The 26,627-nt window shown below is 61.1% G+C and carries 29 protein-coding genes; 17 read left to right on the top strand and 12 right to left on the bottom strand.

Annotated elements, in window-relative coordinates; translation table 11 throughout:
• The first annotated feature begins 24 nt into the window (after nucleotides 1–24).
• Nucleotides 25–687, top strand: coding sequence for a LysE family translocator (locus NR126_RS07275; RefSeq protein WP_256829953.1), 663 nt, complete (start codon nucleotides 25–27; stop codon nucleotides 685–687).
• A gap of 90 nt (nucleotides 688–777) precedes the next feature.
• Nucleotides 778–1,275: a GNAT family N-acetyltransferase gene (locus NR126_RS07280; RefSeq protein WP_027619894.1), complete on the top strand. Its 498-nt coding sequence runs from the start codon at nucleotides 778–780 to the stop codon at nucleotides 1,273–1,275.
• 6 nt (nucleotides 1,276–1,281) lie between these two features.
• On the opposite strand, the gene NR126_RS07285 is transcribed toward NR126_RS07280, so the two are convergent.
• Nucleotides 1,282–1,767, bottom strand: a complete 486-nt coding sequence (locus NR126_RS07285; protein WP_105753932.1) for an N-acetyltransferase — start codon at nucleotides 1,765–1,767, stop codon at nucleotides 1,282–1,284.
• A 141-nt stretch (nucleotides 1,768–1,908) separates the two neighbouring features.
• On the opposite strand from NR126_RS07285, the gene NR126_RS07290 reads away from it, so the two are divergent.
• The 4 genes from NR126_RS07290 (at nucleotide 1,909) to NR126_RS07305 (ending at nucleotide 4,509) form a co-directional block, all read left to right on the top strand.
• Nucleotides 1,909–2,343: a nuclear transport factor 2 family protein gene (locus NR126_RS07290; protein WP_027619896.1), complete on the top strand. Its 435-nt coding sequence runs from the start codon at nucleotides 1,909–1,911 to the stop codon at nucleotides 2,341–2,343.
• A gap of 67 nt (nucleotides 2,344–2,410) precedes the next feature.
• Entirely contained in the window at nucleotides 2,411–2,755 is a 345-nt protein-coding gene (locus NR126_RS07295; RefSeq protein WP_027619897.1) for a YciI family protein, read from the top strand.
• 27 nt (nucleotides 2,756–2,782) lie between these two features.
• Nucleotides 2,783–3,274 carry an SRPBCC family protein gene (locus NR126_RS07300; protein WP_027619898.1) on the top strand — a complete coding sequence of 164 codons (492 nt, stop codon included), beginning with the start codon at nucleotides 2,783–2,785 and terminating at the stop codon, nucleotides 3,272–3,274.
• Nucleotides 3,274–4,509, top strand: coding sequence for an RNA polymerase sigma factor (locus NR126_RS07305; protein ID WP_256829954.1), 1,236 nt, complete (start codon nucleotides 3,274–3,276; stop codon nucleotides 4,507–4,509). Before NR126_RS07300 ends, NR126_RS07305 begins: the two co-directional genes overlap by 1 nt.
• A 32-nt stretch (nucleotides 4,510–4,541) precedes the next feature.
• Here NR126_RS07305 and NR126_RS07310 read toward each other — a convergent pair whose 3' ends face one another.
• Nucleotides 4,542–5,396 (bottom strand): LysR family transcriptional regulator, encoded by an 855-nt coding sequence (locus tag NR126_RS07310; RefSeq protein ID WP_256829955.1) that lies wholly within the window; start codon nucleotides 5,394–5,396, stop codon nucleotides 4,542–4,544.
• 92 nt (nucleotides 5,397–5,488) lie between these two features.
• Between NR126_RS07310 and NR126_RS07315 the strand changes: the two genes are divergently transcribed.
• Entirely contained in the window at nucleotides 5,489–5,935 is a 447-nt protein-coding gene (locus NR126_RS07315; RefSeq protein WP_027619901.1) for a multidrug/biocide efflux PACE transporter, read from the top strand.
• Here NR126_RS07315 and NR126_RS07320 read toward each other — a convergent pair whose 3' ends face one another.
• Nucleotides 5,936–6,958, bottom strand: coding sequence for a transporter (locus NR126_RS07320; protein WP_027619902.1), 1,023 nt, complete (start codon nucleotides 6,956–6,958; stop codon nucleotides 5,936–5,938).
• Nucleotides 6,959–7,191: 233 nt separating this feature from the next.
• On the opposite strand from NR126_RS07320, the gene NR126_RS07325 reads away from it, so the two are divergent.
• Nucleotides 7,192–8,817, top strand: a complete 1,626-nt coding sequence (locus NR126_RS07325) for a methyl-accepting chemotaxis protein (RefSeq protein WP_256829956.1) — start codon at nucleotides 7,192–7,194, stop codon at nucleotides 8,815–8,817.
• 64 nt (nucleotides 8,818–8,881) lie between these two features.
• Here NR126_RS07325 and NR126_RS07330 read toward each other — a convergent pair whose 3' ends face one another.
• On the bottom strand, nucleotides 8,882–9,202 hold the full coding sequence (locus NR126_RS07330) for a PepSY domain-containing protein (RefSeq protein WP_027619904.1): 321 nt from the start codon (nucleotides 9,200–9,202) through the stop codon (nucleotides 8,882–8,884).
• Nucleotides 9,203–9,355: 153 nt separating this feature from the next.
• Between NR126_RS07330 and NR126_RS07335 the strand changes: the two genes are divergently transcribed.
• Nucleotides 9,356–10,243 (top strand): sterol desaturase family protein, encoded by an 888-nt coding sequence (locus NR126_RS07335; RefSeq protein WP_105753848.1) that lies wholly within the window; start codon nucleotides 9,356–9,358, stop codon nucleotides 10,241–10,243.
• A gap of 3 nt (nucleotides 10,244–10,246) precedes the next feature.
• Here the strand turns inward: NR126_RS07335 and NR126_RS07340 are convergent, their stop codons facing one another.
• Together NR126_RS07340 and NR126_RS07345 are read right to left on the bottom strand one after the other, a co-directional pair.
• Nucleotides 10,247–10,930: a helix-turn-helix domain-containing protein gene (locus NR126_RS07340; RefSeq protein WP_027619906.1), complete on the bottom strand. Its 684-nt coding sequence runs from the start codon at nucleotides 10,928–10,930 to the stop codon at nucleotides 10,247–10,249.
• Nucleotides 10,931–12,058, bottom strand: a complete 1,128-nt coding sequence (locus tag NR126_RS07345) for a glycerophosphodiester phosphodiesterase (protein ID WP_027619907.1) — start codon at nucleotides 12,056–12,058, stop codon at nucleotides 10,931–10,933. It abuts the gene before it with no gap.
• A 301-nt stretch (nucleotides 12,059–12,359) separates the two neighbouring features.
• Here NR126_RS07345 and NR126_RS07350 point away from each other — a divergent pair, with 301 nt between their 5' ends.
• Nucleotides 12,360–12,680, top strand: a complete 321-nt coding sequence (locus NR126_RS07350) for a DUF2025 family protein (protein ID WP_027619908.1) — start codon at nucleotides 12,360–12,362, stop codon at nucleotides 12,678–12,680.
• Here the strand turns inward: NR126_RS07350 and NR126_RS07355 are convergent.
• A complete protein-coding gene (locus NR126_RS07355; protein WP_027619909.1) occupies nucleotides 12,670–12,993 on the bottom strand; it encodes an antibiotic biosynthesis monooxygenase in 324 nt (107 codons plus the stop codon). The two genes, NR126_RS07350 and NR126_RS07355, sit on opposite strands and share 11 nt — an antisense overlap.
• Complete coding sequence (locus tag NR126_RS07360; RefSeq protein ID WP_027619910.1) at nucleotides 12,990–13,700, bottom strand: CTP synthase; 711 nt, start codon at nucleotides 13,698–13,700, stop codon at nucleotides 12,990–12,992. Before NR126_RS07360 ends, NR126_RS07355 begins: the two co-directional genes overlap by 4 nt.
• Before the next feature lie 20 nt (nucleotides 13,701–13,720).
• Between NR126_RS07360 and NR126_RS07365 the strand changes: the two genes are divergently transcribed.
• Nucleotides 13,721–14,701 carry a LysR family transcriptional regulator gene (locus tag NR126_RS07365; protein ID WP_256829957.1) on the top strand — a complete coding sequence of 327 codons (981 nt, stop codon included), beginning with the start codon at nucleotides 13,721–13,723 and terminating at the stop codon, nucleotides 14,699–14,701.
• Here NR126_RS07365 and NR126_RS07370 read toward each other — a convergent pair.
• Both NR126_RS07370 and NR126_RS07375 read right to left on the bottom strand, forming a co-directional pair.
• On the bottom strand, nucleotides 14,679–15,737 hold the full coding sequence (locus tag NR126_RS07370; protein WP_256829958.1) for a diguanylate cyclase: 1,059 nt from the start codon (nucleotides 15,735–15,737) through the stop codon (nucleotides 14,679–14,681). The two genes, NR126_RS07365 and NR126_RS07370, sit on opposite strands and share 23 nt — an antisense overlap.
• Nucleotides 15,738–15,903: 166 nt before the next feature.
• Nucleotides 15,904–16,512, bottom strand: a complete 609-nt coding sequence (locus NR126_RS07375) for a TetR/AcrR family transcriptional regulator (protein ID WP_256829959.1) — start codon at nucleotides 16,510–16,512, stop codon at nucleotides 15,904–15,906.
• Between the two features lie 199 nt (nucleotides 16,513–16,711).
• Between NR126_RS07375 and NR126_RS07380 the strand changes: the two genes are divergently transcribed.
• On the top strand, nucleotides 16,712–17,767 hold the full coding sequence (locus NR126_RS07380) for an MBL fold metallo-hydrolase (protein WP_027619913.1): 1,056 nt from the start codon (nucleotides 16,712–16,714) through the stop codon (nucleotides 17,765–17,767).
• A gap of 8 nt (nucleotides 17,768–17,775) precedes the next feature.
• On the opposite strand, the gene NR126_RS07385 is transcribed toward NR126_RS07380, so the two are convergent.
• Nucleotides 17,776–18,093: a helix-turn-helix transcriptional regulator gene (locus NR126_RS07385; protein WP_027619914.1), complete on the bottom strand. Its 318-nt coding sequence runs from the start codon at nucleotides 18,091–18,093 to the stop codon at nucleotides 17,776–17,778.
• Nucleotides 18,094–18,203: 110 nt separating this feature from the next.
• Nucleotides 18,204–19,163: a hypothetical protein gene (locus tag NR126_RS07390; protein ID WP_256829960.1), complete on the bottom strand. Its 960-nt coding sequence runs from the start codon at nucleotides 19,161–19,163 to the stop codon at nucleotides 18,204–18,206.
• 270 nt (nucleotides 19,164–19,433) lie between these two features.
• On the opposite strand from NR126_RS07390, the gene kynU reads away from it, so the two are divergent.
• The 5 genes from kynU (at nucleotide 19,434) to NR126_RS07415 (ending at nucleotide 26,578) form a co-directional block, all read left to right on the top strand.
• Nucleotides 19,434–20,678, top strand: a complete 1,245-nt coding sequence (gene kynU, locus NR126_RS07395) for a kynureninase (RefSeq protein ID WP_027619916.1) — start codon at nucleotides 19,434–19,436, stop codon at nucleotides 20,676–20,678.
• A gap of 31 nt (nucleotides 20,679–20,709) precedes the next feature.
• Entirely contained in the window at nucleotides 20,710–22,125 is a 1,416-nt protein-coding gene (locus NR126_RS07400) for an amino acid permease (RefSeq protein WP_027619917.1), read from the top strand.
• A gap of 127 nt (nucleotides 22,126–22,252) precedes the next feature.
• Nucleotides 22,253–23,581 carry an OprD family porin gene (locus tag NR126_RS07405; protein WP_256829961.1) on the top strand — a complete coding sequence of 443 codons (1,329 nt, stop codon included), beginning with the start codon at nucleotides 22,253–22,255 and terminating at the stop codon, nucleotides 23,579–23,581.
• A 78-nt stretch (nucleotides 23,582–23,659) separates the two neighbouring features.
• Nucleotides 23,660–25,420: a hypothetical protein gene (locus NR126_RS07410; protein ID WP_218187467.1), complete on the top strand. Its 1,761-nt coding sequence runs from the start codon at nucleotides 23,660–23,662 to the stop codon at nucleotides 25,418–25,420.
• 96 nt (nucleotides 25,421–25,516) lie between these two features.
• Nucleotides 25,517–26,578, top strand: a complete 1,062-nt coding sequence (locus NR126_RS07415; protein WP_027619919.1) for a porin — start codon at nucleotides 25,517–25,519, stop codon at nucleotides 26,576–26,578.
• The last annotated feature ends 49 nt before the right edge of the window (nucleotides 26,579–26,627 follow it).

A 26,627-nucleotide genomic window follows, 5' to 3' on the forward strand; every position in this document is an offset into this window, starting at 1 on the left:
ACTGACTTTTGAACGGAATGAACCATGGAGTTTTCCAGCGGCTTTCTGCTGAGCCTCTCGCTGTGCCTGGACATCGGCGTGGCCAACATTGCAATGATTACCCTGGCCATGCAGCGCGGGTATCTACAGGGTTTTGCCCTTGGTCTGGGGACCTGCTTCGGCGATCTGATCTACGCGGTGCTGGCGTTGGCCGGAATGACCGTGTTGCTGCAGTATTCGGCGGTGCGCTGGGTGCTGTGGATCGGTGGATCAGTGTTGTTGCTGTACTTCGCGGCGAAGATGATTTACTCGGCGATCCACCACAGCGCGGTGCTGGCGCCGGCAGGTGAGGCTGGCGGCGACTCCCATCGTCGCGAGTTCTTGCGCGGGGTGTTCCTGGCGATGTCCTCGCCCAGCGCGATTCTCTGGTTTGCCGCGGTAGGCGGCACCCTGATTGCCCGCTCCGGTGGCGGCGGCCCGGCCAGTGCCGGTTTGTTCCTGGCCGGGTTCTTCTGCGCCGGCTTGCTGTGGAGTGCCGGCCTGTGCCTGGCGGCGACCCAGGGCGGCAAGCTGCTGGGGGACAAATTGCTGCGCTATTCCTACATGGCATCTGCAGCGATCTTCTGTTATTTCGCGGTTTACGTGATCCTATCCGGCTACAACGAGTTTGTCGGAGCGGCCGCGCCGGTCAGTCTTCCGGGGCTTTGACGGGCGACAGCATTCGAACGCCACAGCCCCCGGCGGGGGGCTGGATCGATTATGATCCAAACCCCGTTTTTTCTTGTCCGGACTTTCGCCATGAACGCTTCCAAGCCTGTCATTCGTCAGGTTACCGCCGCTGACCTCGACCGTTGTTTTGCCATCGAAACCGAGGCCTACGAGGGCGACGAAGCGGCCACCCGCGAGAAAATCGCCATCCGTATCGAGACCTGGCCCGAGGGTTTTATCGTTGCTGAAATCAATGGCGTGGTTGCCGGGTTTATCAATTCGGGTGCCGCGTATCAGGTGGAAATGGCCGATGAAGCCTTCAAGGAGATGATCGGCCACGACCCGGACGGCCCGCAGGTGGTGATCATGTCGGTAGTGGTGCACCCGGACTACCAGGGCCTGGGTCTGGCGAAAGTGTTGATGGGCGAGTTCATCACACGCATGCGCGAGCTGGGCAAGATCCGCATCAACCTGATGTGCCGCGAGCAGCACATCCGCCTGTATGCAGGCTTTGGCTTTGCCTACCTCAAAGCCTCCGAGTCAGACCACGGCGGCCTGGCTTGGCATGAAATGGCGCTGGATCTGTAGGTCTTTTCAGAACGCCAGGGCCATGCGCCGTTCGTAGCCGATACGGCCCTTGAAGGCGTCGCCGCTGTCGACCCAGCCCTGTTGCCGGTACAGCGCCAACGCCGCTTCGTTGTCAGTATCCACCGACAATTCAAGGCCCTTGATCTGCGGCCAGGCTCGGCGCGCAGCGTCCGGCAGGGCTTGCAGGCAGGCTTTGCCATAACCCTGGCCCTGGCAACGTCGGTCGACTTGCAGTGCGTGCAGGGAGGCGGTGTCCTCGTGGGCCCAGGTTGGCAGGAAGGGCGGGCGCTTGAGCAGCAGGAAGGCCACGGGAATGTCGTCGGCGATCAGCGCAAAACCCTGGATCGCATCGCCAGCCGCCGCGCCCAAGGAATGCAGGGCGCCATGGATATCGCCGCTGAACAGCTTTTGCGCGGGGTGAACCTCGATAGCTTCCACCTGTTGGCGTTGTAGCGCCGAAAGCCGCGCATAAGGAACGAGTTGAGTAGCCACTGAGGTGTCCGTCATCCGGCGAAATCAAGGCTCGGATTTTATCCCGTTTGCAGTCGGACAGATTTTTTTCTTCACGCTGTCGAATGCGCTGTGTGTCAGTCGACTAAGGGTGTCTTCCGATAAAACAGCAGGAGAGCCGTGATGAACGCGCCGATGGAAAACACTGAAGTCCACACCCTGATCGAGCACTACCGCAAGGCGGTGGTGGCCAAGGACATCGACACCTTAATGGGCCTGTATGCCGACAACATCGTCTCGTTCGATGCGGTCAAGGCTCTGCAATTCAAGGGCAAGGCCGCCTACCGCGCGCACTGGGAAGAATGCATGACGTATTGCCCCGGTCCGCACCTGTTCGAGTTCGCCGAACTTCAGGTGACCCAAAGCCAGGATTTGGCGTTCGCCCACTGGCTGGTGCACTGCGGTGGCACCGACGACAAGGGCGAAACCAAAGGCTGCTGGATGCGTGCCAGCGCCGGTTATCAACGCATCGCCGGGCAATGGCGGATTGTCCACGAGCACTGGTCGGCCCCCTTCGACATGGTCAGCGGCGCGGCGTTGTTCGAGCTTGAGCCCTAATCGTCGGGTTTTTCGCCAAACCTGCAATCTGCAGCCATAGTTGATCAGCCCGCAGTGGGAGAGCCTTATGAAATACCTATGCCTGGTCTACAGCGACGAACACCTGTTGCACAGCTCGCCCGACAGCCCTGAGGACGTCGAATGCATGGCCTACGCCGAATCGGTACAGGGCAGTGGCCGGATGCTCGCCGCCGAGGCCTTGCAGCCGGTGCAGACCGCCACCACGGTGCGCATGCGCGGCGGCAAGCTGTCGATCACCGACGGCCCGTTTGCCGAAACCAAGGAGCAATTGGCCGGGTTCTACCTGATCGAGGCCAAGGATCTGAACGAAGCCATCCAGGTCGCCGGGAAGATTCCGGCCGCCCGGGTCGGCAGTGTCGAAGTCCGTCCCATCCGTGAACTGAATCTCTGATAACAAGCATAAGACAGGAGTTTATTCATGAGCATTTCCAACGCCGGCCCGCAGCCGGCTGACCACCAACTGGTCATCAGTCGGCTGATTGATGCGCCACGCAACAAAGTGTTTCGCGCCTGGACCGAGCCAAAGTTGCTCGCTCAATGGTGGGGGCCCCACGGCATGACCACCCCCGAATGCGAAATGGACCTGTGGGTCGGCGGCCAGTTTCGTACGCTGATGCGCGCTCCGGATGGCAGCGAGTATCCCACCAGCGGCGTGTTCCTGGAGATCCAGGCTCCGCAGCGGCTGGTGTTCACCGATGCGTTCAAGCCGGGCTGGATTCCCTCCGGCAAGCCTTTCATGACGGCTGAAGTGACCTTCGATGAGGTCGACGGAAAAACGCTGTACACCGCCCGCGCCATGCATTGGAACCAGGAGGATCGGCAGGCACACGAGGCCATGGGCTTTCATGATGGCTGGGGACAGAGTCTGGATCGGCTGGTGACGCTGGTCACCACGGACATGCCTGACTGATGCCCGGCGAGGAGGTCAAGGCGCTGGTCGAGTCGGTCTACCGTAACGAGTCACGGCGGATCCTGGCGACCTTGATTCGTTTGCTCGGCGATTTCGATCTGGCCGAAGAGGCCCTGCATGAAGCCTTCTTCGTCGCGGTCGAGCGTTGGCAGCGCGACGGTGTGCCGGATAATCCCCGGGCCTGGCTGGTTTCCACCGGGCGCTTCAAGGCCATTGACGGCCTGCGTCGGCGCGCGCGGTTCGCTGCGTCCCAGGCACAACTGGTGGCGCAACTTGAAGCATTGGAAGAGGCCGAGTGGAGTGTTGAGGACGTGCAAGACGATCGGCTGCGGTTGATCTTCACCTGTTGTCACCCGGCACTCGCCGCCGATGCGCAAGTGCCGCTGACCTTGCGTGAAGTCTGCGACCTGACCACCGAGGAAATCGCCCGGGCCTTTCTCGCCACACCGGCCACCATTGCCCAGCGCATCGTGCGCGCCAAAGCGAAGATTCGCGACGCGAAAATTCCCTACCAGGTGCCGTCCCTGGCTGAATTGCCTGAGCGCCTTGATAGCGTGTTGCGGGTGATTTACCTGGTGTTCAACGAAGGTTATTCGGCGTCCGTCGGCACTGAGCTGACCCGCGAGGACCTGACCCGCGAAGCGATCCGCCTTGGTCGCCTGCTCATGGAGTTGCTGCCAGAGCCCGAGGTCATGGGGCTGCTGGCGTTGATGCTGCTCAACGAGTCGCGACGTCCGGCGCGCACTTCGCCCACTGGCGAACTGATCTTGTTGGATGAGCAGGACCGTTCGCTGTGGAGCGCGGCCATGATTGCCGAAGGCTGCGCCTTGATCGAGCGCGCCTTGAGCCTGCGCGATATCGGACCTTATTGTCTGCAGGCGGCGATTTCGGCGGTGCATGCCGAAGCACCGAGCGCCGCCGACACCGACTGGGCGCAGATCGTCGGCTTGTACGATGTCCTGCTGCAGGCGTTGCCGTCGCCGGTGATTGAGCTCAATCGCGCAGCGGCCATTTCGCGGCGTGATGGCCCCTTGGCCGGATTGCAGTTGGTCGAGCAGATCCTCGCACGCGGTGAGTTGCTCGACTATCACCTGGCGCATTCGGCGCGGGGTGAGTTCTGTCGCCAACTGGGGCGCATGGATGAGGCGCGGGCTGCCTATCGCCGGGCTCTGGAGCTGACCCGGCAAGTCCCCGAGCAACACTTTATCGAGCAGCGCCTGCGCGAACTGGGCTGACACCCCTCAGGCTGGGTTTTTGCCACCTGAGGTCATTCGAGCATCTTCGCCAGCATCCAACTGCCCGCCGGTCCCGGCGGATTCAAACGTGACCAGAGCGCGTCCACCGCCACCGGCTTTGGCCAACCACGGACCTTGAGTTCCTGCAATGTGCCTGGGCCAAAACGCGCCACCAGCCAACGCGGCAGAGGCGCCCAGCCGAAACCACCCTGGGCCATTTCCAGCAACATCAGGTAGCTGGGCGCTGACCAGACCCGACCCAGCGCACGGCTTTCATAGGGATTGATGATGGTTGCCAGGCGCAATTCGCGATGTTGCTGAAGCACTTGCCGGTCGATCTTCGCCAGCGTGGCCAAGGGGTGCGCAGGAGACACGAACAGGGCGATTTCGGTGTGCTCGTCGACCGTCGCGCGATCCAGGTCCGGCGGGTAATGCTCCTGCATTTCAGCGAAACCGATATGGGCGCGACCGCCTTGCACCAGGGCGATCAAGTCGTCGCATTCGGCGATCAGGCATTCCAGTTCGAGGTCCGGGTAACGCTGTTCGAACTCGCTCAGGGCCGCTTCAAATCGATCCGATTGGTAGGTGTCGGACATGGCGATGGTCAGCTTCGCCTCCACCCCCTGCGCCAACTGCGCCGCACTCATTTCCAGGCGGCTGGTGGCCGCGAGAATTTCCTCGGCACGCTGCAGCAGCACGTGCCCGGCCGAAGTCAGGCCGGGCTTGCGGCTGCTGCGGTCGAACAGCGTGACGTTGAGGTCGATCTCCAGGCTGGCGACTGCCGCGCTGATGGTCGACTGACTCTTGCCCAACTTGCGTGCGGCGGCGGAAAACGAGCCCTGGGTCGCTGCTTGGACAAAGGCCAGCAGCACTTCATGTGAGGCCATGAACTATCGCCTTGATCGATGGTTACTGGTTATGAAGTATCGGCATCGTGGCAGATGATGGCAACCCTGTTCACTTGTAAAGGCATTGGATCATGACCAAGCAAAAATCCCTCACCGAGCGTATTGGCCAAGCCATCGGTTTCGAATTGCTCGCCGTCCTGCTGTGCACGCCACTGCTGGCGTGGCTGATGGACAAGCCGGTGGTCGACATGGGCGTCGCCACCATCGCCATCGGCCTGATTGCCCTGGCCTGGAACGTGCTCTTCAACGGCCTGTTCGATCGCCTGCTCAAGCGCTTGAAGCTGACGCCCAGTGCCTTCACTCGAGTGATTCACGCGTTGCTGTTCGAAGGCGGGCTGGTGGCTGTCAGTGTGCCGCTGATTGCCTGGTGGTTGAACGTCAGCCTGTTGCAGGCGTTGATTCTCGACATCGGCGTGCTGCTGTTCTTCCTGCCGTACACCTATGTCTACCACTGGGCCTACGACGTGGTGCGCGAGCGTATGTTGCTGGCCAGAAGCGTGCGCGCATGCAGTCGTTGATCAGTAATCCCCGCGCTTGCGAAACGCCCAGCGTCCGGCAATCAGGGTAAAGGACGCCACCAGCGCCACCAGGATCCAGAACCCTTCGGGATCGCCCGAGAGCGGCACGCCGCCGACGTTCATCCCGAAGAAGCCGGCGATGATGTTGATCGGCAGCGCCAGCACCGTGACCACGGTCAGGGTGAACAGCGTGCGGTTGCTCTGTTCATTGAGGTTGGCGGCGATCTCTTCCTGCAACAGTTTGATCCGCTCGCCGAGGGCCGTCAGGTCGTTGATGATCAGGGCGAATTCTTCGGTGGATTTGCGCAACTCCTTGACGTCCTCTTTCTGCAGCCATTGCGGCGGACGATTGAGCAGCCGCAGCAGCGAGCCCGGCTCCAGCGCCAGCAGGCGTTGCAGGCGCACCAGCACGCGGCGGTTGGCGCCCAGTTCGGCGCGGTTGGTCGAAAGCCGGGAGGATAGCAACTGGTCTTCGACCTGGTCGACGCTGAGGCTGGTCTTGCGCACGATCTGGGTCAGCACTTCGCCCTGATCGCGCAACAGGTGCACCAGCAATTCCAGGGGCGAGCGAAAACACTCGCCGGCCTTGACTGAGGAGCGCAGCTTGTCCACCGAGTGCAGCGGTTGCAGGCGGGCGCTGACGATCAGTCGGCTGCGGGCGCAGACCCACAGGGTCGAGACGTCCGAGGATTGTAGGTTGCTGAGGTTGAACACCACGTCGTTGACCACCGCGAGCAAGGCCGAGTCGACGTGCTCGATTCGCGTTGAGCGCGAGCCTTCGTGCAGCGCTTCAAAGAATTCGTCGGGTAGCGCCAGGTGGGCTTTCATCCAGCGCTCGCAGGCGGCGTGGGCGAGATTCAGGTGCAGCCAGAGAAATTCGTCTTCACTGGCCGGCTGCTGCAGGCGTTGCAGGGCCTCGGCCGATTCAATCTCACGACCCCGTTCACCGGGGCGAAAACTGAAGCCATAGAGCAGGCCAAAAAGATCGGCGTCGCGGTGGCGGTGATCGATGCTGTAGTTCATGGCGTCTCGCGGGAGGGCGCGCTCGCTGCGTCAATCACAACGTCGCTCGAGCGGCATCATGGCAAGCCGATTTGACCGTTTTGTGACAGCTTGACGACTGGCGCCAAGCGCTCTAAACCGCTGGTCGGCGCCGCTCAAGAAATGCGTGCCGAGGCCGATGACGCCTAGGCTGGTCTGTGCAGCCGGGTCCCCACTTGGCTGTCCGCATTATTCCCGTCGTGAGATATCCCTCGATGTTTTTGCAAAAGTCCCTGAGAGCTCAAATCCTCGCGCTGCTGAGTGGCAGCCTGGTTGCAATGTTGTTAATCGCCCTGGCCTGTTTTTACCTGCTCTCCAGCGGCGTGCAGAGTTACCGACAGTTGATCGAGGGGCCGCTGCACACCTCGCAGTTGATCGATGAGGCCAACCTGCAATTCAAGATTCAGGTGCAGGAGTGGAAGAACGTCCTGCTGCGCGGCAAGCAGCCGGCCGACCGGGACAAATACTGGCAGCAGTTCCAGGCACGCCAGGGCGATGTACAGAACATCCTTGGTGAACTGAGCCGCCAGCCGGCCATCGAGCCCGCACTCAAGGCCCGCATCGACAGCCTGCGCGACGCGCACCGGGCGCTGGGCAGTGCTTATCAGCAGGGGCTGGAGGCCTATCGGGCAGCCGGGGCCGATCCGGCGGCGGGTGATAACGCGGTCAAGGGTGTGGACCGCGCCACCAGCGAGCAGATGAGTGAACTGGTCAACGAACTGCGCCAGCGTGGCAATCAGCAGTCAACTGCGATCAGCAACAGTGCCGAGCGCACCGTGCTGCTGGGCATTGTGGTGATGTTGATCTCGGGGTTGCTGATTGGCCTGTTCAGCCTGTGGCTGGTCAACCGGCATCTGGTGCAGCCAATCCAGCGCCTGATCGAGTACGTCGCGCAGTTGAGCCAGGGACGTTTCTCGGCGCGAGTGGCCAACGATCGCCAGGACGAACTGGGTCGCCTGGCGCTGGCGGCCAACACCTTGCGTGATTTTCTCGCCGAGACCTTTGCCCGCCTGCAACGTAGCGCCACTGATCTGGACAGCGCCAGCGGTGAACTGAATGAGATTGCCGGGCAGATGTCCCACGGCACCAACGAACAGTTCAGCCGCACCGATCAGGTGGCGACGGCGATGAACGAAATGTCCGCCACCGCCCAGGAAGTTGCCCGACACGCCGCCGATGCCGCGCGGGCCGCCGACGATGCCGACCAGTCGGCACAACAGGGTGAGCAGGTGATGCAGAGCACCATCGACGCCATCACCCAGATGCGCGGTGAGATCGCCAACACCGCGACGGTGATCCGCCGCCTGGAAACGGATAGCGGGCGTATCGGCAAGGTGCTGGAGGTGATTCGCGGCATTGCCGAGCAAACCAACCTGCTGGCACTCAACGCCGCCATCGAAGCTGCGCGTGCCGGGGAAGCCGGGCGCGGTTTTGCCGTGGTTGCCGATGAGGTGCGCAGCCTGGCCCAGCGCACGGCAGCGTCGATCATCGAGATCAATCAGATTATCCAGAGCGTGCAAACCGGCGCGGTGGACGCCGCGCAGGCGATCGAAAGCGGTCAGTCGCGCAGTGACGAGAGTGTTGAGCAAGTGACCCGGGCCGGGGCCATGCTTGAGCGCATCACCGAGTCGGTGGAGGCCATTCGCGACATGAACCGGCAAATTGCCACGGCGGCTGAAGAGCAAACCTCGGTCGCCGAAGACATCTCGCGCAACCTCACTGAAATCACCAGTATTGCCAGCACCAACCTGGACAATGTGCAGCGCACGCAGGCAGCGAGCAGCAATCTGCACGGCTTGTCGGGTCAGCTCAATGAAGTGACAGCGCGCTTGAGTGCATAAGCACTCGGCGGGAACGAAAAAAGCCGCACAGCCCTGAGGGTGTGCGGCTTTTTCGTTTGGACGATTATTTGTCCTGGACGTTGCTCAGGACGGCGCCGGTCTTGGCGTCGAGCTTCACATCCCATTCGACATTCTTCGCGTCACGGATTTCCACTTCGTAGACATAGGTGCCAGTGGTGGCGTTGTGATCCAGTTCAGTGTCGGTGATGTTCGCCGCCGTGGTGCCTGGGTGCACGGCCAGAGCCGCCTGGTTGAGCTTTTCAAAGTCCATGATGGTGCCCGACTTGAGCAGGCCAGGAATCTGGTCAGGACGCACGTCGGCCATGGCAAAACCGGCGGACAGGGTCAGGGCAGCGGCAGTGAACAGGGTGGTCAACGTTTTCATGGTTCATTCCTTGGTCTGAGCTGTTTAAGTGGAATCAGGTTAATGGTTGCAACTTAATTCATCCTTAATCTACGACATGGGGGCTTTGCGCCGTTTGTTCAATCCCTACACGTTCGGGCGTTACATGCTGGAGCCAGATCAATGGAGGCTCTTATGAAACGTTTGTTCGCAGTACTTTATGCACCGATGTTCCTTGCCGGGTTTCTTGGCGGCGGTATAGCGCTGGTGGGCAGGACCGGGCTTTCGGCCTGGTGGCTGCTGGTTTTTTTTCTCTGCGCGCTGCTGGTCTCGTTCCTCGCCGAACACCTGCTGCCCTATGAGCCATGCTGGAACCGCGACCAGGGCGACAGCGGGCGCGATGTGGCCCATGCGCTGGTCAATGAAGCGTGCAATGCGGCGGCCTTGCTGATGTTGCCGGGGCTGGTGGCGGTGCTGTCATTCGAGGGCATCTGGCCCGTGGATTGGCCGCTCTGGACGCAGCTGTTACTGGCCATGCTGATTGCCGACGCGGGTATCAGCCTGACCCATTACGCCAGTCACCAGGTGCCGTGGATGTGGCGTCTGCATGCGGTGCATCACAGCGTCCAGCGGCTCTACGGTTTCAATGGCCTGATGAAACATCCGCTGCACCAGATGTTGGAGGCGGCGGTGGGGTTCCTGCCGTTGATCCTGCTGGGCATTCCCATGGAGGTGGCGGTGTTGCTGGCGTACGCCATCAGCCTGCAATTGCTGCTGCAGCATTCCAATGTCGATATGCAGCCGGGGTGGTTGTCCTACGTGTTTGCCTGGGCGCCGGTGCACCGTTTGCACCACATGAAATATGGCGCGGCGGGCAACGTGAACTTCGGCTTGTTCTTCAATCTGTGGGACCGACTGCTGGGCACCGCGCTGCACAACCCACCCCATGGGATTCGCGATGGTGACCTGGGGATTGGCAATCGCGCGGATTTTCCCAAGGGCTATGTCGATCAGTTGCTCGATCCTTTCCTGCCTGAACAGCTGGGCGAAGAGCCCGCAGTGCCTCAAGGGCTGCGTCGCTGATACCTAGGCGCGCAGGCAAATATCGATAGCGCCGAGGCCCTGGCTGGCGGTCACGCCGAAGATTTTTTTCAGCGTGCGCGACAAATGTGCGGTATCGGCGAAGCCCGCCTCATGGGCCGCGCGGGTCACGTTGCAGCCGCTCAGCAGTAGGGCCATGGCCAACCGCAGACGGCGCCACAACACCAGGCGACGCACCGGCAAGCCGACCTGTTGGGCGAACAGCCGCTCCAGTTGGCTCAGGGAAACGTTGGCTTGCTCGGCGAGCGTCGCAGCCGCGACTTTGCCGTTGAGCAGGTTGTCCAATGCCATCAGCGCCCGGCTGATACGCGGGTCGTCGAGTTGGCGGCGGGGGCAGCTTTGCAGCGCTTGATCGAGGCAGGGCTGTGTCGGTTCGACATCGCGCAGGTGGTCCTGCAGGACCAACGCATCGAACATCAAGGGCTCGGCATAAAGGCTAAAGACCTGGTCGCCGGCCTCGACAATCGCATGGGGGCGCAGCGATTCGATAAACATCCGGTGAGCTGTTTGTGTCACGCCGTCCAGTTCAAGAGTGACGGGCTGCCCGGTGGCGATGATCAACTGATGGGCATAATGCGCATGGGGCGCGGTACGCCCCAGCTTGCCGAACACCAGGCCATAATCACGCCCCAGCCAAAGCTGCCCGGTCCACTCATGGGCCTGACTCATTTAGAACCCGTTGCGTTCGAGCAACTGGGCCACGGTGCCGGTTGCGGGGCGCTTGTAGTAGCTGAGCAGTTCGCTGGCGCGGTTGGTGAAGATGCCGTCGACACCGGCATCCATGACGCTTTTGAAGTCGACGTCATCATCGAGGGTGTAGACATGCACCAGCATCCCCAGGTCGTGGGTGTACCGGTTCATCCAGGGTTGTACCAGGTTGCTGTAGCTCTGGTCGCCGAGGTCGGAGCGGGTCGCCGAAGGGCCGGTGCCGATTGCGCCGCTGGCCTTGGCGAAGTCGACCCATTGCTCGAAGGCTGCGTTGTCTTTCGGTTGTTGCCGGGCATAGAAGGTGGCTTTGTCCTGGTCCCCGGAATCGGCAAACTTCACCTTCGATTGAGGTTCAATGCTGCCTTCCGCCACCCATAGCAGGAGGATTTTCGGCACTTGCGGCATTTCCTCCTGGAGCTTTTGCAGGCTGCTCTTTTCGAAGGTCTGCAGCACTACCTTGCCTTTCCCCTGGCCAACAGCCAGTTCGCTTTTCGCCAGTTTTGATCCGGCCGGACTCAGCCAGCCACGGTCTTGCAGCTTATCCCTGAGGTCGCGCTCGATCCCGGGAAATTGCTTGGGCTCCTTGGTCTCGATGTACAGGCCGGGTTTGTGCCGGGGATTGCCCTGGGCGATGTCGATGACTTCGTCGAGGGTGAGGATTTGCAGGCCGGCATAGGCCGGGCGGGCGCGGTCCGGATAGGCCGTGTTGAACCAGCTGCCGGCATCCAGGCTTTTCAGTTCGGCCAGGGTGAATTCGTTGGCCGGGCTGTTCTTGCGTTCGGGAAACTTGCTGGCGACGTCGGTGGTGCGTTGCAGATTGTCGTCGTGCAGGGCGAAGAGCACGCCGTCCTTGCTGCGTTGCAGGTCCAACTCCAGATAGTCGGCGCCGAGGTCGCGCGCGAGCTTGTAAGCTGCGGCGGTAGACTCCGGTGCATCGAAAGAAGCGCCCCGATGAGCGATCACCGCCGGATGCGGAATACCATTGGCCGTTGCCACCGCCTTGGGGCTTGCGGGCTCGGCAGCCTGTAGCTGGCCGACGCCGAGCAGCAGGCTCAGCAGCAGGGCGTTTTGGGAAAAGTGGGCAGGCATGGTCGAAGTCCTTTCGTCAGTCGCATTGCAAGAGGAATACCTTTTAACAACTGAGTGACTGTTGTGCTATCGCATCACCGACATAAAGCTGTGCGAATGCGGTTTTGTGGGAGCGAGTCTGCTCGCGAAAAACGTCAATGATGATTCGAGCACGCAGAATGCCCCCATCCTCCTCGGTTTTTTTCGCACCTTTGCAGTACTCTAGGCCCCGGCAGGTTCCCCGGCAGAGGGAACGCCGATCGCTCGCCCTGCGTGTAAACCATTGATCACCGGTCCGCCCCGACCTTTTGTGAGGTTTACCATGCGCATCACTTCTGAACTTATCTGCCAGGCCGCCGATCAACTCCAGGGTTTCGTCGGCCTCAATCGCAAGACCGGCCAGTACATCGTGCGCTTCAGCGAAGATTCGTTCGGCATGGATGTCGCCGATGACGGCATCATCCCCAGCAATGAATTCGTCTGGGCGCCCGGCCCGGAGCACGCCATGACCCTCAAACGCGAACTGATCCAGCTGTTGCTGGACCAGAACATCGATGAGCGGATCAACATCAGCGAACCGTTGCGGGTATACATGCGCCGGGTCGATGTGCCGCAGATTACGGCGGTGCGGGTCAGGACCTGAACGCGTAGGCACGCTCGACCTTGCACACTCGCGTCTCAAAGGCGATGTACCACGTCGAGCGACCTCGCTCACGGATGGCGCTGTGTTCAGCGTGGTGTTTCCAGGCGCGGATCGCTTCTTCGCTGCTCCAATACGACACGGTAATTCCCAGTCCATCGTCGCCGCGTGCCGATTCCACGCCGAGAAACCCCGATTGTTCGCGCGCCAGCTCGAGCATTTGTTCTGCGGCCTGGGCGTACCCCTGATCCCCCGGGTTGCGCAGCGAGGTGAAGATCACTGCGTAGTAGGGCGGTTGTGGCGTCGTGGCGATCATCGCTGGTTCCTCGCGCAGGCCTCGACGAACGCCGCGACCAACGGCGGCAGTTGGCCCTTGAGCGCAGCGCGTTCGGGTTGGAACAGGGTGGCGACGAAGAACGGATGGGCCTGCAACTCGATCGCCCGAGGTTCGCCGCGCGCATCCTGGCCGCTGACGCGCAGATCCTGGTTCAGCAGTTCGTCGATGAAAGCCGGATTGATCCCGTAGCGGCAGCGATAGCCTTCGCTGATCTGTTTGCTGGCGTAGGCCTTGGCGATCAGTGAGCCTTCGACTAACTGGATCTGGTCGATGGCTTCGATCAGCGCGCAGGTCAGTGGCGCGATCACGGCACGCGCTGCTTCAGGCGCCGTTTCTCCGTGTTCAGCGTCGGCCCAACCCATTACATTGCGTGCGAACTCCAGCACGGCATGCTGGAACCCGCCGCAGGTGCCGAGGAGCGGTCGCTGTCGTTCTCGCGCAAAACCAATCGCCCATAGCGCGCCATCAGTGTTGCGGTAGGGGCTGCCCGGCACACACCAGAGGCCGTCGAAGTGGGAAAAATCGCTATCGGCGGCGATCGATTCGGTCGCCAGCCATTGCCACTGAACATCGCGATCGATGTGCCGTGCGGCGAGTTCCAGGGCCAATGGAATAGCCTGGTGGGCGGTGATCTGTGGATCGTAGTCGCCAATCAAGGCAATACGCAGCGGCGGGGTGGCGTGCATGGGGTGGTCTCCGAGACTGGTTGATTCCTGGCGGCTACTATAGATTGGCGTTCACGCAATCAATATTGGCGTTTACCCAAGTGATCAATGCAGCAGCGCACTATCAATTGGATTACCCCGACCTCGTACTGATCCTGGCATTGGTCCGCGGTGGCTCCCTGGCGCGTGCCGCAGCACTGTTGAAGGTTGATGTGTCGACAGTGTTTCGCGGCGTTCGCCGTCTTGAAGGCGCATTGGGCCAGGCGTTGTTCGAGAAAAGCCGAGCCGGGTATTTGCCCACCAGCCTGGCCAGGACCCTGGCCGAGCAGGCTGAACGTGCCGAGCAGGCGTTGGAGGCTGCGCGTGTGGGTGTGGAGCAGGGTGGGGAAGTGGTGAGCGGCACGGTGCGCCTGACCTGTACCGATTCGGTGTTGCACGCCTTGTTGCTGCCGGCCCTGAAGCAATTCATGCCCGGTTATCCGGCATTGACCCTGGAGTTGAGCACGTCCAATGACTTTGCCAATCTCAGTCGTCGCGATGCCGACATTGCGCTGCGCCTGACGCGCTCGCCACCGGAGCATCTGGTTGGACGACGCTTGGCAGCGGTGACCTATAGGGTCTGCGCCAGTGTCGACTATCTGCAGTCGAGGGGGCCGTGCGACCTGTCACACCTCAGTTGGATCGCCCCCGATGACTTCCTGCCGGATCACCCCACTGTCGCGTGGCGTCGTCAGCACTTGCCCGGCGTGCAGCCGGCCTATCGCTGTAACAGCATGCTCGCCGTTACCGAATTGGTGCGGGCCGGACTTGGCGTGGCGGCGTTGCCGGACTTTCTGATCGATCCGGCGCAAGGCATGCAAGGGGTGGGCGAGCCGCTGGCCGGTTACGACAGCAGCCTGTGGTTGCTGACTCGCCCGGACTGTCGCGCGCTGCGCTCGGTGGTGACGTTGTTTGACGAATTGGCGCGCGCCATTCGCCTGCCGGCGCAGTTGCCGGGAGTCAGGCTGGATTCGTCGCAGTGATCCGGGCGCTGTCAGTGCGGTTGCGACCATTGCTCTTGGCGCTGTACAGCGCCTTGTCCGCTTCGTCGAGCCACTGGGCCGCGTCGCTGAAGCGTGGCTGATAGGTCGCCAGGCCAATACTCAGGCTGACTTTCAATGCAGCGACCTGTGGATGCCGATACTGGCTGAATACCAGGCGCAAGCGCTCCATTACTTCGATGGCTTGATCCTGGGGCAGGTTCGGCAAAATCACGCAGAACTCATCGCCGCCATAGCGTCCCGCCACGTCGCTCTCGCGCAGGTTGCGTTTGAGCTCCAGGCTGAGTTGGCGCAGGACGCTGTCCCCGACAATGTGCCCGTAGGTGTCATTGATGGCCTTGAAATGGTCGATATCGATCAGGCCGATGGTGGCTGTGGTTGAGGGTTGCTGGCACTCAAGGAAGGAGAGTTGCAGCAGATCCTTCCAGGCGCCGTGGTTGAACAGGCCGGTCAGGCTGTCAGTGCGACTCAAGGCACTCAGCGCGCGCTTGTGCTCGGACAGCTTAATCGCCAGTTGGTAACAGACCATGCCCACAGCCAGAGGGTAGAGGGTCAGCATGGGCAGGCAGGCGTAAACCTGAACCAGGCTGACCGAGAATGTAAAACCGCTTCCCAGCAGACTCCAGGACACGGCGATCCCCACCAGCTGCGCGAGGCTGCCCTGAAGTAGCAGGCGTACGCCTCCGGCGGCGACATTATTCATCGCCATCATCGAGAGGATGGTCACCGTCGCCAGGGGATTGAAATGCATGGTGGCGGCCCAGAATCCGCCAGCCAACGAATCAATCAGCAGATTGCGACGTTCAGCCTTGTAGGGAAATGCCGAGCGGCACGACAGTTGAAAGGCCAGGTGTGGCCAGATCGCAGCATTGAATAGCAGCAGTCCCCAGACCCAGGCGGGTGGGGACAATGAATAGAGGCCGGCGGCTACGCTGAGGCAGCCAATGCCCAGGCCAATGATCCTGGGTTTGTAGATGCGCTTGGCAAACGACAGCCCTTTGCCGCGTTGGTTTTCCATGAATGAAAGGCACTCGTGTCGCTTTGAAATAACTTGTCGTGTTTTTCCAAAGTTTCCAAAGATGGGGTCAATCGCCCAATAGTGTCATTTATCCCACGGGTGCGCATCCGTAGCCCGCGAAACTCACAGGCATGGGAGCGTAGCGCAAATCAGCGCTTAAGGCGGCTCAGCATTGATAACAGGTGAGGAACATGTCCAGCGCCGATTCAATCACCGTACTTTGCATCTCGGCTGACAGCGGTGGTTGATTCAGCGAAATCTGCGGCCAGAAGGCGAACGCCTTGAGCATCCCGTGCATCTGCTGGGCCGCGAATCCGGGATCGACCGGCTTGAGTTGGCCGTCAGCCTGAGCTGCGCGAATCCACAGGGTCAGCGCTTCTTCGCGCTCGGCGATGCGCAGGACCATGTCCTGGACGCGCTCCGGGGAGTGAATGGTTGCAGCAATGGCCACGCGTGCCAGGTCGAGGAAACTGTCGTCGGCAAGCATCTGCAGCTTGCACTGCAACAGGTGGCGCAATTGCTCGCGCAGTGGCTGACCGGGAATGTAGGCGGTGTCTTGTTCGGCCGTGACATTGGTCCATAAGCGGCGCAGGATTTCGGTGAACAACTCATCCTTGCTCGGAAAGTGGTTGTACACCGTGCGCTTGGACACACCGGCAGTCGCAGCGATCTTGTCCATGCTGGTGATGTCGAAACCGCTGACGCGGAACTCGGCAATCGCCGCCTGGACAATGGATTCGCGCTTACGCTCGGTGAGTCGCTGGGGAGCTGTCATAACTGGGCTTCGACACGTCAGATGAAGAGTTACACTCGGTAGTTTACTTAGTCCCGGCTTTGATGCAATGTAGAAACTACACCGTGCAGTGTAGTTCTGTGGGTGAAAATTAGAGTTTACGGCTGAAGCGTGCGTGCATTGGCCAGTTCAATTCCACATAGAAATCCTCGTTTTCATCGGTTTCTGGAGTCATTTGCACATGGCCACTTTTTCTTACCTGGCGGACAACGCCAACACCTTGAAAACCTCACGACAGGAACAGGGGCGTTATCGCAATCATGCCGTAGTACGCCAACCAGGGCTGCGCAAGACCCTGAAAATCTTCTGGAACATGCTCTTCAACAAGCCGCGCAACACGCGACCTGACGGGACCATTCCGGTTCAAGGGCTGACCCGCGAGCAGTTACTCGAGGCGCCCAATCACAGCGTCTTCCGGCTTGGACATTCGACCCTGCTGCTGAAACTGCGAGACAAGTTCTGGCTGACCGACCCGGTCTTTGCCGAGCGTGCCTCCCCGGTGCAATGGGCCGGCCCCAAACGCTTTCACCAGCCACCCCTCAGCCTTCAAGAGCTGCCGGAAATCGAAGCAGTGATCCTGTCCCACGATCATTACGATCACCTGGACCATCAGACCATCCTGACTCTGGCGAGCAAGACCCAGTGCTTCCTGGCGCCTCTGGGTGTGGGTGAGACCTTGATCAAGTGGGGTGTTGATGCCGGTAAGGTACGCCAACTGGATTGGTGGCAAGGCACCCAGGTCGGCGGCATTCATTTTATAGCCACGCCCTCCCAGCACTTCTCCGGCCGTGGCTTGTTCGACGGCAACAGTACGCTGTGGGCATCGTGGGTCATCATCGATGCGGACAGGCGAATCTTTTTCAGCGGCGACACCGGCTACTTCGATGGCTTCAAGCGTATCGGCGAGCAATTCGGTCCTTTCGACCTGACCTTGATGGAGACCGGCGCTTACAACGTCGAATGGCCGTTGATCCACATGCAGCCGGAACAAACCCTGCAAGCCCACATCGACTTGAAGGGGCGCTGGCTGCTGCCCATCCACAACGGCACCTTTGACCTTTCCATGCACGCCTGGCACGAACCCTTCGATCGCATCCTGGCCTTGGCCTGGGAGCGCAATGTGTCCATCGCCACGCCGCAGATGGGTGAAGCGTTCAACCTTGACCAACCGTCGAGCGGACACGCCTGGTGGCTGGAGGTCGAGGGGGCGACCGAGCAGGTGGTTGCCAGGGGCTAGGGCCGCCTTTATTCGATCATCACAAAATCCGCTCGCCCCACTGGATTGGGCGCCACCCCCCTGACGCTCATGCCACGGCCAGGGGCAAATCCGGGGAAGAACACCAGCCCCTCGGCCTCCAGCCGGTAGGTGAGGGCCAATCGCGTGACCTCGAGGACTTCGGCACCGGCTTCAAACCGCTGGATCGCTTCTACGCTGACGCCGGACTCGCGGGACAGATCCGCAACGGACCAGTCCAGCATGGCGCGCGCCTGGGCGCAGTGTTTGGGGGTGAACTGGAACAGGGCGATTCGCTCCAGGGTGACTTTCATTGCAATTGAGGCCATGGCTTGCTCCGGGCGTTTGAGTGGCAAATCAATAAGTACTGTGTTTTTGTACAGTTGTTTTGCGTCCGGATCAAACTCATTTTTTTGATGAATGTGATCCTGGGCGACCGTCAATGGTCCAGGCCCGGTGCCTCGCGGATGATGAAGTGGTCGAGATTCTCGATATTGGCACTGAACACTCCGAACGTCTGATCAGGTTTTTTCTTGCTCGGTACCTGCTTGAGCTGCGGCATCACCCCATAAAAGAAGCAATACAACTCGTGCTCGCTTTCAATGGCGTGCTTGATCTCCTCGAGAAACGCCTTGCGCTTGCGGTAGCCCTCGATCAGTTTTTTACCCAGGTACAGGGTGACCGAGTAGGGCTTCTTCTCGAACCAGACCTTCTTCTCGAAATCGATACGAAAACTCTGGGTGTAGTCCTTGATCTCCTTGATCCTGCCCCAGTACACCAACCCCTGGTTGTCCTGCAGGTATTCGATCTTCTTGAAGAATGACGCGTAGGACGCCTTGTGCTCGCCGATCTTCAGCGGCATGCGCTTGAGCAGTTCCTTGTTAGCGAAGTTTGAAACGAAACATTCCACCGGGTGGGCAAACACACTGGTCTTGCCCGGCGCCGACTCCGCGGCAGGGGACGCCGTGATCGGCCGAGTGGATAAAGTCTCAGGCTGCTGCACAGGCAAGTCGCCTGCAACGGCAGAAGCACTCACCGGCTTGCGCACATACTCACGCCGAGCCAGCAACAACTCCGACGGAAAATGCTCCTCCGGCCCGTCATCCGTTTCCCCGTTTTCGACGCTTGGCGCCTTGAGGCTGACATAGGGACAACCCTCGACATGCCGGGTACTGGGCACATTCTTGAAATGCGGCGTCCGGATGTAATTCACGCTCTTGGCATTGATCGTCCCCAGCACATTCCCTGCACCGAAGGCCAGGCGACAGGCATCGTTAGGGCACTGGAAGCGCTCCTTGGCGGAATCGAAGGCCATGGTCTCGTCGAAATTAAGATCGCGCACGTCATAGATCGACAGCTTGGAGTCGAGGCTGAGGCAGTAGGCGAGGTCGAATTTCATGGAGGGCGATCCTTGGGGGTGAGTTGCGCCGATACACCTTTTATCCGGCAATCAATTTTTCAACCTTCGTAATAGGAGCACATTCGGTTCATGTATTACCAAGCGTAATAGCTATGAGCCTTCTTTCTATTTATAGGTAATTGACGGCAGGGGGTAACATCCCTGCATGCACCGGGATGCGTCGCGCAATTTTGCGGCGAATCCTTGCAGGGGTTCGCCGACTGGTGGCCGCCGCTCCTTTCCAGAAGAACAAGTAATAAAGGAATTCGCATGTCTTTGTCCGTCCCGCTCACCCGCGAGCATTTTGAACGTCTCGATCACGATGACCCTCTGGGTGAATCCCGTGGGCGATTCGATCTCCCGTCCGGGGAGATCTATCTCGATGGCAACTCCCTGGGCGCCATGCCCGCTCATGTGCCGGCGCGCGTTGAGCGAGTGCTGAAGCAGGAGTGGGCCCAGGGGCTGATTCGCTCCTGGAACGATGCTGATTGGTACCCCGCGCCGCAGCGCACGGGCGGCAAGATTGCCCGGCTGATCGGTGCGGGTGCCCATGAGGTGATCGTCGCCGATTCCACTTCCATCAACCTGTTCAAGGTGCTGGTCGCGGCTACCCGCATGCAACCGGGACGCAAGGTGATCCTTGGCGAGCGGGGGAATTTTCCCACCGACGTCTATGTCGCCTCCGGCGTGGCCGAGCTGACCGGATCCGAGCTGCGTTGCGTTGAACCGGACGAGGTGCTGGCGGCGCTCAACGAAGAGGTTGCGATCCTGTCCCTGACGCACGTTAACTATAAGTCTGGGCGCCGCTATGACATGGCCGCCATCACGGCGCGTGCCCATGAAGTCGGGGCCTTGGTGGTGTGGGATCTGTGCCACTCCGCCGGGGCCATGCCGATCGACCTGAACGGCGTAGAGGCCGATTTTGCCGTCGGTTGCGGCTACAAGTACTTGAACGGCGGGCCGGGCGCACCGGCTTTCGTCTATGTCGCCGAGCGCCATATTCCGCACGTACGTCAGCCGCTGACCGGCTGGCACGGGCATGCTCGGCCCTTCGACTTCACCCACGACTACGAGGCTCACCCGACCATCGACCGCATGCTGGTGGGCACCGCTCCCCAGTTGGGCATCCTGGCCCTGGAAGCGTCACTGGAAATGTTCGACGGCGTCGACATGCAGGTGCTGCGCAACAAGAGCGTTGCCCTCTGTGATCTGTTCATTCAGCTGTGTGACGAACAGTTGGCGGGCCTGGGTGTGGAATTACGCTCGCCGCGTGATGCCGCGCAGCGCGGCAGCCAGGTGTCGCTGGCGCACGCCAATGCCTACCCGGTCATGCAAGCGTTGATTGCCCGTGGGGTGATCGGCGACTTCCGCGCCCCGGACATTCTGCGCTTTGGCTTTGCCCCGCTCTATAACAGCTACGTGAACATCTGGGACAGCGTCCAGGCGCTGCGCGAGGTTCTCGCAAGCGGCGAATGGAATGCGCCGCAGTTCATCGCCAGGAAGTCGGTGACCTGATTCCTCCTTGACCAGACCTGAGCACTCGAATATGACAAAAACAACAAGCTCTTTCGATAACCTGGTCCAGCGCGAGCAGGGCCTGAAACAAAGCCTGACCAGTAGCCAGCTGTCGATGATTGCCATTGGCGGCGCTATTGGCACCGGGCTGTTCCTCGGCAGCGGCTTTGCCATTGGCTTTGCCGGTCCCAGCGTGCTGCTGAGTTATGGCATCGGTGCCGTGATCGCGCTGCTCCTGATGGGCTGTCTGGCGGAAATGACCGTTCGCCATCCGACGTCGGGCTCCTTCGGTTCGTTCGCCGAGTTCTACGTGGCGCCCTGGTTCGGCTTCCTCATTCGCTATGCATACTGGGCGTCCATTGTCTTTGCGGTGGGCACCGAGATCACGGCTGCGGCGATGTACATGAAGTACTGGTTCCCGGACGTGCCGGGCGGCTACTGGATGATCACCTTCTCGGCGGCGCTGGTGTTGAGCAACGTGCTCAGCGTCAAGGTCTTCGGCGCCATCGAGTATGTGTTCTCGCTGCTCAAGCTGTGCGCCATCGTCGCCTTCATTCTGTTGGGCGCCTGGGTGGTTTATGGGGCGCCAGCGGATTCGACCATCGGTTTCGCCAACTACACCAATGATCGTGGCTTCTTTCCCAACGGCATGTGGGGGACCTGGGTAGCGGTCATCGTGGCGTTCTTCAGCTACCTGAGCATCGAGATGATCGCGGTCGCGGCGGGTGAGGCCAAGGATCCCAAGCGCGCAGTCACCAAGGCCTTCCGCATCACCGTGGTGCGCTTGGTGGTGTTCTACCTGCTGACCATCGCACTGGTCTTGGCAATCTTGCCATGGGGGCAGAACAACGGTGGCCAGAGCCCGTTTGTCACGGTGATGCACGCGACGGGCGTTCCCTACGCCGGAGCAGTGTTCAACGGGGTGATCCTGATCGCCGCGCTATCGGCGATGAATAGCCAGCTGTACATCACGTCACGGCTGATGTTTAGCCTGGCGCGAGCTGGCCAGGCGCCGGCACTGTTCGGGCGATTGAGCGCTCGCGGTGTGCCGTTGGCGGCCCTGCTGGTGTCGTCGCTGGGGATCGGTCTGGGCACTTTGTTGTACATCGCCTACCCGAAGGACGCCTTCACCCTGATGATGTCGATCGCCATGTTCGGCGCGATGTTCACCTGGGCCGGAATCTTCCTCACCCACCTGTTCTTCCGCCGTCGTCAGGACAGCGCGTCCCTGGAGTTCCGTCTGTGGGGCTACCCCTGGACCAGCCTGGCCGGGCTGCTGCTGATGCTTGCAGTGATGCTGACCACGCTATTCACCGAGGAGTTCGCCCTGACCCTGGTCTGCGGTGTGCCCTTCCTGCTGGTGATGGGATTGATCTACTTCCTGCGCTTTCGCAAGTCACGCTCCGTCGAGGGTGAGGCGCCTCGCCCGCTGCCGATTCGGCACTGAGTCCGCCCTGGCCTGATCGAAAGATCGGGCCATCGATTCCCTGAACAATCCGTCCCCGGACGCTTAGCCGTCCGGGTAGGGAGCGGCTTGCCCGCTGACCATGAGTATTAAGTCGTACGAGGATGTCATGCGCGTATTTCGCTCAGCCGTGCCCCTGATTTCGGGCCTTCTGGCCCTGCCGGCCCATGCGGTAACGGCGCCTGCCGAGGGCTGGGGCAGTCTCGTCGAGGGCAGCCAGCTCAAGCTGTTGCTGCGCAATTCCTATTTCAACCGCAGCAAGGAAGAAGGGCGTCCAGACCAGCGTGACTGGACCCAAGGCATCAACCTCGACTTCAGCTCCGGCTTCACCCCCGGCACCCTCGGGTTCGGGATGGACGGGTTCGTTTACCAGGGGCTGCGTCTCGATGCCTCGGCGGGCAAGACCGGCACACGCAACCTGCCGGTGCATGATAACGGCGAGCCGGCCGACGAATATGCCAAGGCCGGCGCGGCGTTGAAACTGCGGCTGTCGAAGACCGAACTGAAGGTGGGCGAACAGCGCCCGGATACCCCGGTGTTCGGTGTCAGTCACTTCCGCATCGTGCCGCAGACCGCCACCGGCCTGAGCCTGCGCAGCCGCGAGCACGATGACCTGGATGTGCAGGCTGGCCATTTCACCTCGGCCACCAGTCCGGTGACCACCAACGCCGACGGTGACCTATGGGCGGTGATGGCTGAGGTCAGCACGCCGCGCGCCGACTATGCCGGCGCTACCTGGCAATGGGCGCCGGGGCACTCGCTGGCGTTGTACGGCGCGAAGTTCGAGGACATTTGGTACCAGGGCTACGCGAATCTGAGTTCGCGCTTTGCATTGGCAGACGAGCGTGAAGCCGGGCTGAACCTGACCCTGTACCGGACCACCGAGACCGGCACGGCACGCGCCGGCGAGATCGACAACCTGACGCTGGGCGCCTCGACTTACCTGCGCCTGGGCAGCCACCGCTTCCTGCTCGGGCTGCAGAAGGTCCACGGCGACACACCGTTCGACTACCTCGGCGTCGGTGATAACGATCGCAAGGGTCGCAACGGCAACGACCAGGGGGCCTCGATCTGGCTGCCCAACTCGGCGCAATTTTCTGATTTCAACGGGCCTCGGGAACGCTCCTGGCAGGTTCGCTACGACTATTCGTTCGCAGCCTTGGGGCTGCCCGGCAGCTCAATGATGGTCCGCTACATCGAGGGCAGCCGGATCGACGGCGGCGGGATTGCGCTCGGCAGTCCCTACGCCGGGCGCTATGGCGACGACGGCGCGCATCGCGAGACCAACATCGAATTGCGTTACGTGGTGGCGGCCGGGCCGGCCAAGGGCTTGAGCCTGCGGTTGCGTCAGGCCTGGCATCGCGCCAATGCCGATCAGGGTTCCGGCGACCTCGATGATTTTCGGCTGATCACCGATTACCCCCTGGAGATTTTCTGACGCCCCGCGCGTGGCGGCCTGCGCACAGGCAACGAGCACAAAGACTGCCCGATGGGGCTTTACCAAACGGAGTAAATAATGAAAACAATGCAGCTCTCTGTTAACCCTGCCACCGGACACACGCGCAGTCGCCTTGCGCTGTCGCTGGTGGTCGCTCTCTTCGCCACCACGGGCCTGCATGCCGAAGAGCATGCCCCGATGAACATCACCGATCCGCTGGTCAAGCGCTTGACCGAGCTGGGCCCGGAGCGCATTCCGCCGGTGCCGGCACCGGGCAGCTATGGCATGGACAAAGCCACCGGCAAGTTCATCTGGCCGGTCGCCACGCCTTTCTCCCATGAAGGTAAGCCGTTCCCTGGCGAGCTGGATCACTGGGACACCAAGAGCTACATCAAGAACATGAAGGTCGAGGCCTACTACCCGATCACGGTCGAGCCTTTCCACACCTGGCAGAACATCGTCGACTTCGCCGGCAAGCGCTACCTCTACCAGTACGTGCGCCGCGACCTGAAGATCTTTGACATTACCAATCCCAAGGACGTGAAGGTGCTGTTGGCCAAGGGCGCTCCATGGGGCGTGGACGGCCCGGGTAAGGAGGTCAACCCCTACCCGGCGGACGACTTCTTCGGCGCTGCGTCTATCCAGTGGAACAAGAAGCTGGGCAAGAACATCATGGTGCAGTCCTTCGAGACCCGCCGTTTTGGCGTGCTGAGCGACAAGTATCGTGAGCCGGACAAGGTCGAAGCCATCCGCAAATCCAAGCACCTCAAAGGCTTCAAGGTGTATGAGATGAATGGCCCGCTGCCTCAGGACTGGAAGCTGATCGCCACCCGCACCACCGATATCGAGCACCCGGATGCGCCGATCGGTGAGCAACAAGGCTCCGGGGCCCGTGACATTCCTGCCTATTTTGGCGGCGATGTGATGTACGTGGCGGCGGCACCGAGTGACAAGTACGCGCTCACCGAATACCCCAACGACCTGTACAACTCGGGCTATCAGTCCTGGGACATGTCCAACCCGAGCGACCCCAAGCTGCTCGACGTGCTGACCGTGCCTGGCCAGATCATCGGCGATCCCGAGCACGAGGCCGTGTTCAAGGCCAACCCGCGCTCGGGTAACCGTGCCTCCTGGATGGGCTCGCGGGCGTCGCTGTTCATTCCCAAACCGGTGGAGCAGGGCGGCAAATACGGCTATGCGGCCATGGGCGGGATGGGCCTGTATGTGGTCGACATCACCGACTCGGCAAACCTCAAGGTGGTCGGCCATCTCGAATTCCCGGTCAGCGTGGCCGGTACCGAAGGCGACGGTATTGATGTGAGCCAAGTGGAGAAAACCGGGCTGATCTACTTCAGCGGCTACCCGCTGACCGAGGACTGCTACGAGGCGGTCAAGCCTATCTATGCCGTGGATGTTCGCGACCCGACCAAGCCAGTCATCAAGCACACCCTGCCATTGCCGACGCCGCCGGCCGAAGCTGGCTTCACCGACTACTGCCAGCGCAAGGGCAGCTTCGGACCCAAGCGCAGTGGTTACTACACCCAGCCTGGCGTCGCGCGTGACGGCATCCTGCCGTATGCCTACTACAACGCCGGTGTGCAGGTGTTTGACGTGCGTAACCCGGACAAGCCAATGATCGGCGCCTACTTCGTACCGCCGTACGACACCAAAAACGTCGTGAGCTGGGCCATGGGTAACCTGACGCACGGCACCTACACCGAGTACGACCGCAACCTGATCTGGGTCTTCACCAACCACGGCTTCTATGCACTCTCGACCCCGTTGCTGGGTGAGCCGAGCTTTGCGCCGCCGACGAAGACCTGGCCGCCCCGGGACTGATCCAGACCCGCAAGAACAGTAAGACCAATAAGAAACCAGGCCGCGACAGCAGGGGTGTGCTGTCGCGAGCCTCTACTCGTTCTATCGGAGCATTCAATGCACAAGCTTTTACTCATTCTGCCGCTGGTGAGTGGCTACGCCTGCGCGGACATCGCAGACCTCAAGGACGTTTCGGGCATCGACGTGATCGAGCTTTCCGGGGTCATTGACGTCAACTACGAGGTGGCCAAGTCCGGTGGTCACACCGAGGAACGTGCCAACGGCGGTGGCTTGAGCGCCAACCGCCTGCAACTGCATATGCAGGAGGCGGTCACCGAGGACCTGTCGCTGAACTGGATCTATCAGGCGCAGTACAACCCGCATTCAGATGACGATATCAGCAAGCGCGAGACCTATTTCGAGGGCATTTCCAAGCGCTGGGGAACCCTCAGCGCGGGCCGCCGGGATACCCCGTCCGCCAACGCCTATGGTTACGCCGACCCGCTGTACAACAACGACTACAGCCTGATCAGTAACGTCATGGTGTTCTACGCGCCGTGGCGTGAAGACGGCCTGTTGATGTACATCAGTCCGAGAATTGACGGCTTTGAGTTCCGTGGTGGTGTCACCGACGGCGAGGACGATGGCAGCCGCGATGGGCAGGTCATCAGCCTCGCTGTCGATCGCTGGACCGACAGCCCCTGGTATTTCTCGGCTGCCGTGGACCGCAAGTACCAACGCAATCTGTGGGACCACAAGACCATGGAGCAGTCCACCGATGCTTATCTGACGGCGGTCTACAGCATGGGCAAGACCGATCTGTCGGCGGTTTACCACCGCTATGTGGGCTACTACGCCTACGCGCCTTGGGTGGATTTCGCTTCCAACGGCAACGACTTGCAACTGGGTGTTCGTCATAACTTCGGTAACAAACACAATGCCACGGTCAGCTTCGTCTACAAGGACGACCGTAAGGACGAAGCCCTGAGCGATGCTGCGGCGATCAGCCTGGGTTACATCTACAACTACGACAAGAGCATCGACCTCTACGGGGTGTACGCCTACATCCATCACACCCGAGACAGCGAGATCCGCTACCCGGTCAGTTGGAGCCTGGACAGCCCGCTGCCGAACGAAAACCCGCAAGGCATGCAACTGGGCGTGCGCATCAAGTTCTAACCTTCCCCCCCCCCCCCCCCCCCCCCCCCCCCCCCCCCCCCCCCCCCCC

It is taken from the genome of Pseudomonas sp. Pse1, assembly GCF_024519635.1.
Taxonomy (GTDB): Bacteria; Pseudomonadota; Gammaproteobacteria; order Pseudomonadales; family Pseudomonadaceae; genus Aquipseudomonas.

What these genes read in the sequence shown, in the direction of transcription:
- NR126_RS07385 (WP_027619914.1), bottom strand. Translation starts at nt 18,093, where the DNA reads ATGGCCTCAATTGCAATGAAAGTCACCCTGGAGCGAATCGCCCTGTTC.
- NR126_RS07280 (WP_027619894.1), top strand. Translation starts at nt 778, where the DNA reads ATGAACGCTTCCAAGCCTGTCATTCGTCAGGTTACCGCCGCTGACCTC.
- NR126_RS07415 (WP_027619919.1), top strand. Translation starts at nt 25,517, where the DNA reads ATGCACAAGCTTTTACTCATTCTGCCGCTGGTGAGTGGCTACGCCTGC.
- NR126_RS07315 (WP_027619901.1), top strand. Translation starts at nt 5,489, where the DNA reads ATGACCAAGCAAAAATCCCTCACCGAGCGTATTGGCCAAGCCATCGGT.
- NR126_RS07290 (WP_027619896.1), top strand. Translation starts at nt 1,909, where the DNA reads ATGAACGCGCCGATGGAAAACACTGAAGTCCACACCCTGATCGAGCAC.
- NR126_RS07320 (WP_027619902.1), bottom strand. Translation starts at nt 6,958, where the DNA reads ATGAACTACAGCATCGATCACCGCCACCGCGACGCCGATCTTTTTGGC.
- NR126_RS07340 (WP_027619906.1), bottom strand. Translation starts at nt 10,930, where the DNA reads ATGAGTCAGGCCCATGAGTGGACCGGGCAGCTTTGGCTGGGGCGTGAT.
- NR126_RS07355 (WP_027619909.1), bottom strand. Translation starts at nt 12,993, where the DNA reads ATGATCGCCACGACGCCACAACCGCCCTACTACGCAGTGATCTTCACC.
- kynU (WP_027619916.1), top strand. Translation starts at nt 19,434, where the DNA reads ATGTCTTTGTCCGTCCCGCTCACCCGCGAGCATTTTGAACGTCTCGAT.
- NR126_RS07300 (WP_027619898.1), top strand. Translation starts at nt 2,783, where the DNA reads ATGAGCATTTCCAACGCCGGCCCGCAGCCGGCTGACCACCAACTGGTC.
- NR126_RS07370 (WP_256829958.1), bottom strand. Translation starts at nt 15,737, where the DNA reads ATGGAAAACCAACGCGGCAAAGGGCTGTCGTTTGCCAAGCGCATCTAC.
- NR126_RS07380 (WP_027619913.1), top strand. Translation starts at nt 16,712, where the DNA reads ATGGCCACTTTTTCTTACCTGGCGGACAACGCCAACACCTTGAAAACC.
- NR126_RS07405 (WP_256829961.1), top strand. Translation starts at nt 22,253, where the DNA reads ATGCGCGTATTTCGCTCAGCCGTGCCCCTGATTTCGGGCCTTCTGGCC.
- NR126_RS07330 (WP_027619904.1), bottom strand. Translation starts at nt 9,202, where the DNA reads ATGAAAACGTTGACCACCCTGTTCACTGCCGCTGCCCTGACCCTGTCC.
- NR126_RS07295 (WP_027619897.1), top strand. Translation starts at nt 2,411, where the DNA reads ATGAAATACCTATGCCTGGTCTACAGCGACGAACACCTGTTGCACAGC.
- NR126_RS07410 (WP_218187467.1), top strand. Translation starts at nt 23,660, where the DNA reads ATGAAAACAATGCAGCTCTCTGTTAACCCTGCCACCGGACACACGCGC.
- NR126_RS07305 (WP_256829954.1), top strand. Translation starts at nt 3,274, where the DNA reads ATGCCCGGCGAGGAGGTCAAGGCGCTGGTCGAGTCGGTCTACCGTAAC.
- NR126_RS07390 (WP_256829960.1), bottom strand. Translation starts at nt 19,163, where the DNA reads ATGAAATTCGACCTCGCCTACTGCCTCAGCCTCGACTCCAAGCTGTCG.
- NR126_RS07345 (WP_027619907.1), bottom strand. Translation starts at nt 12,058, where the DNA reads ATGCCTGCCCACTTTTCCCAAAACGCCCTGCTGCTGAGCCTGCTGCTC.
- NR126_RS07360 (WP_027619910.1), bottom strand. Translation starts at nt 13,700, where the DNA reads ATGCACGCCACCCCGCCGCTGCGTATTGCCTTGATTGGCGACTACGAT.
- NR126_RS07325 (WP_256829956.1), top strand. Translation starts at nt 7,192, where the DNA reads ATGTTTTTGCAAAAGTCCCTGAGAGCTCAAATCCTCGCGCTGCTGAGT.
- NR126_RS07350 (WP_027619908.1), top strand. Translation starts at nt 12,360, where the DNA reads ATGCGCATCACTTCTGAACTTATCTGCCAGGCCGCCGATCAACTCCAG.
- NR126_RS07275 (WP_256829953.1), top strand. Translation starts at nt 25, where the DNA reads ATGGAGTTTTCCAGCGGCTTTCTGCTGAGCCTCTCGCTGTGCCTGGAC.
- NR126_RS07400 (WP_027619917.1), top strand. Translation starts at nt 20,710, where the DNA reads ATGACAAAAACAACAAGCTCTTTCGATAACCTGGTCCAGCGCGAGCAG.
- NR126_RS07335 (WP_105753848.1), top strand. Translation starts at nt 9,356, where the DNA reads ATGAAACGTTTGTTCGCAGTACTTTATGCACCGATGTTCCTTGCCGGG.
- NR126_RS07310 (WP_256829955.1), bottom strand. Translation starts at nt 5,396, where the DNA reads ATGGCCTCACATGAAGTGCTGCTGGCCTTTGTCCAAGCAGCGACCCAG.
- NR126_RS07375 (WP_256829959.1), bottom strand. Translation starts at nt 16,512, where the DNA reads ATGACAGCTCCCCAGCGACTCACCGAGCGTAAGCGCGAATCCATTGTC.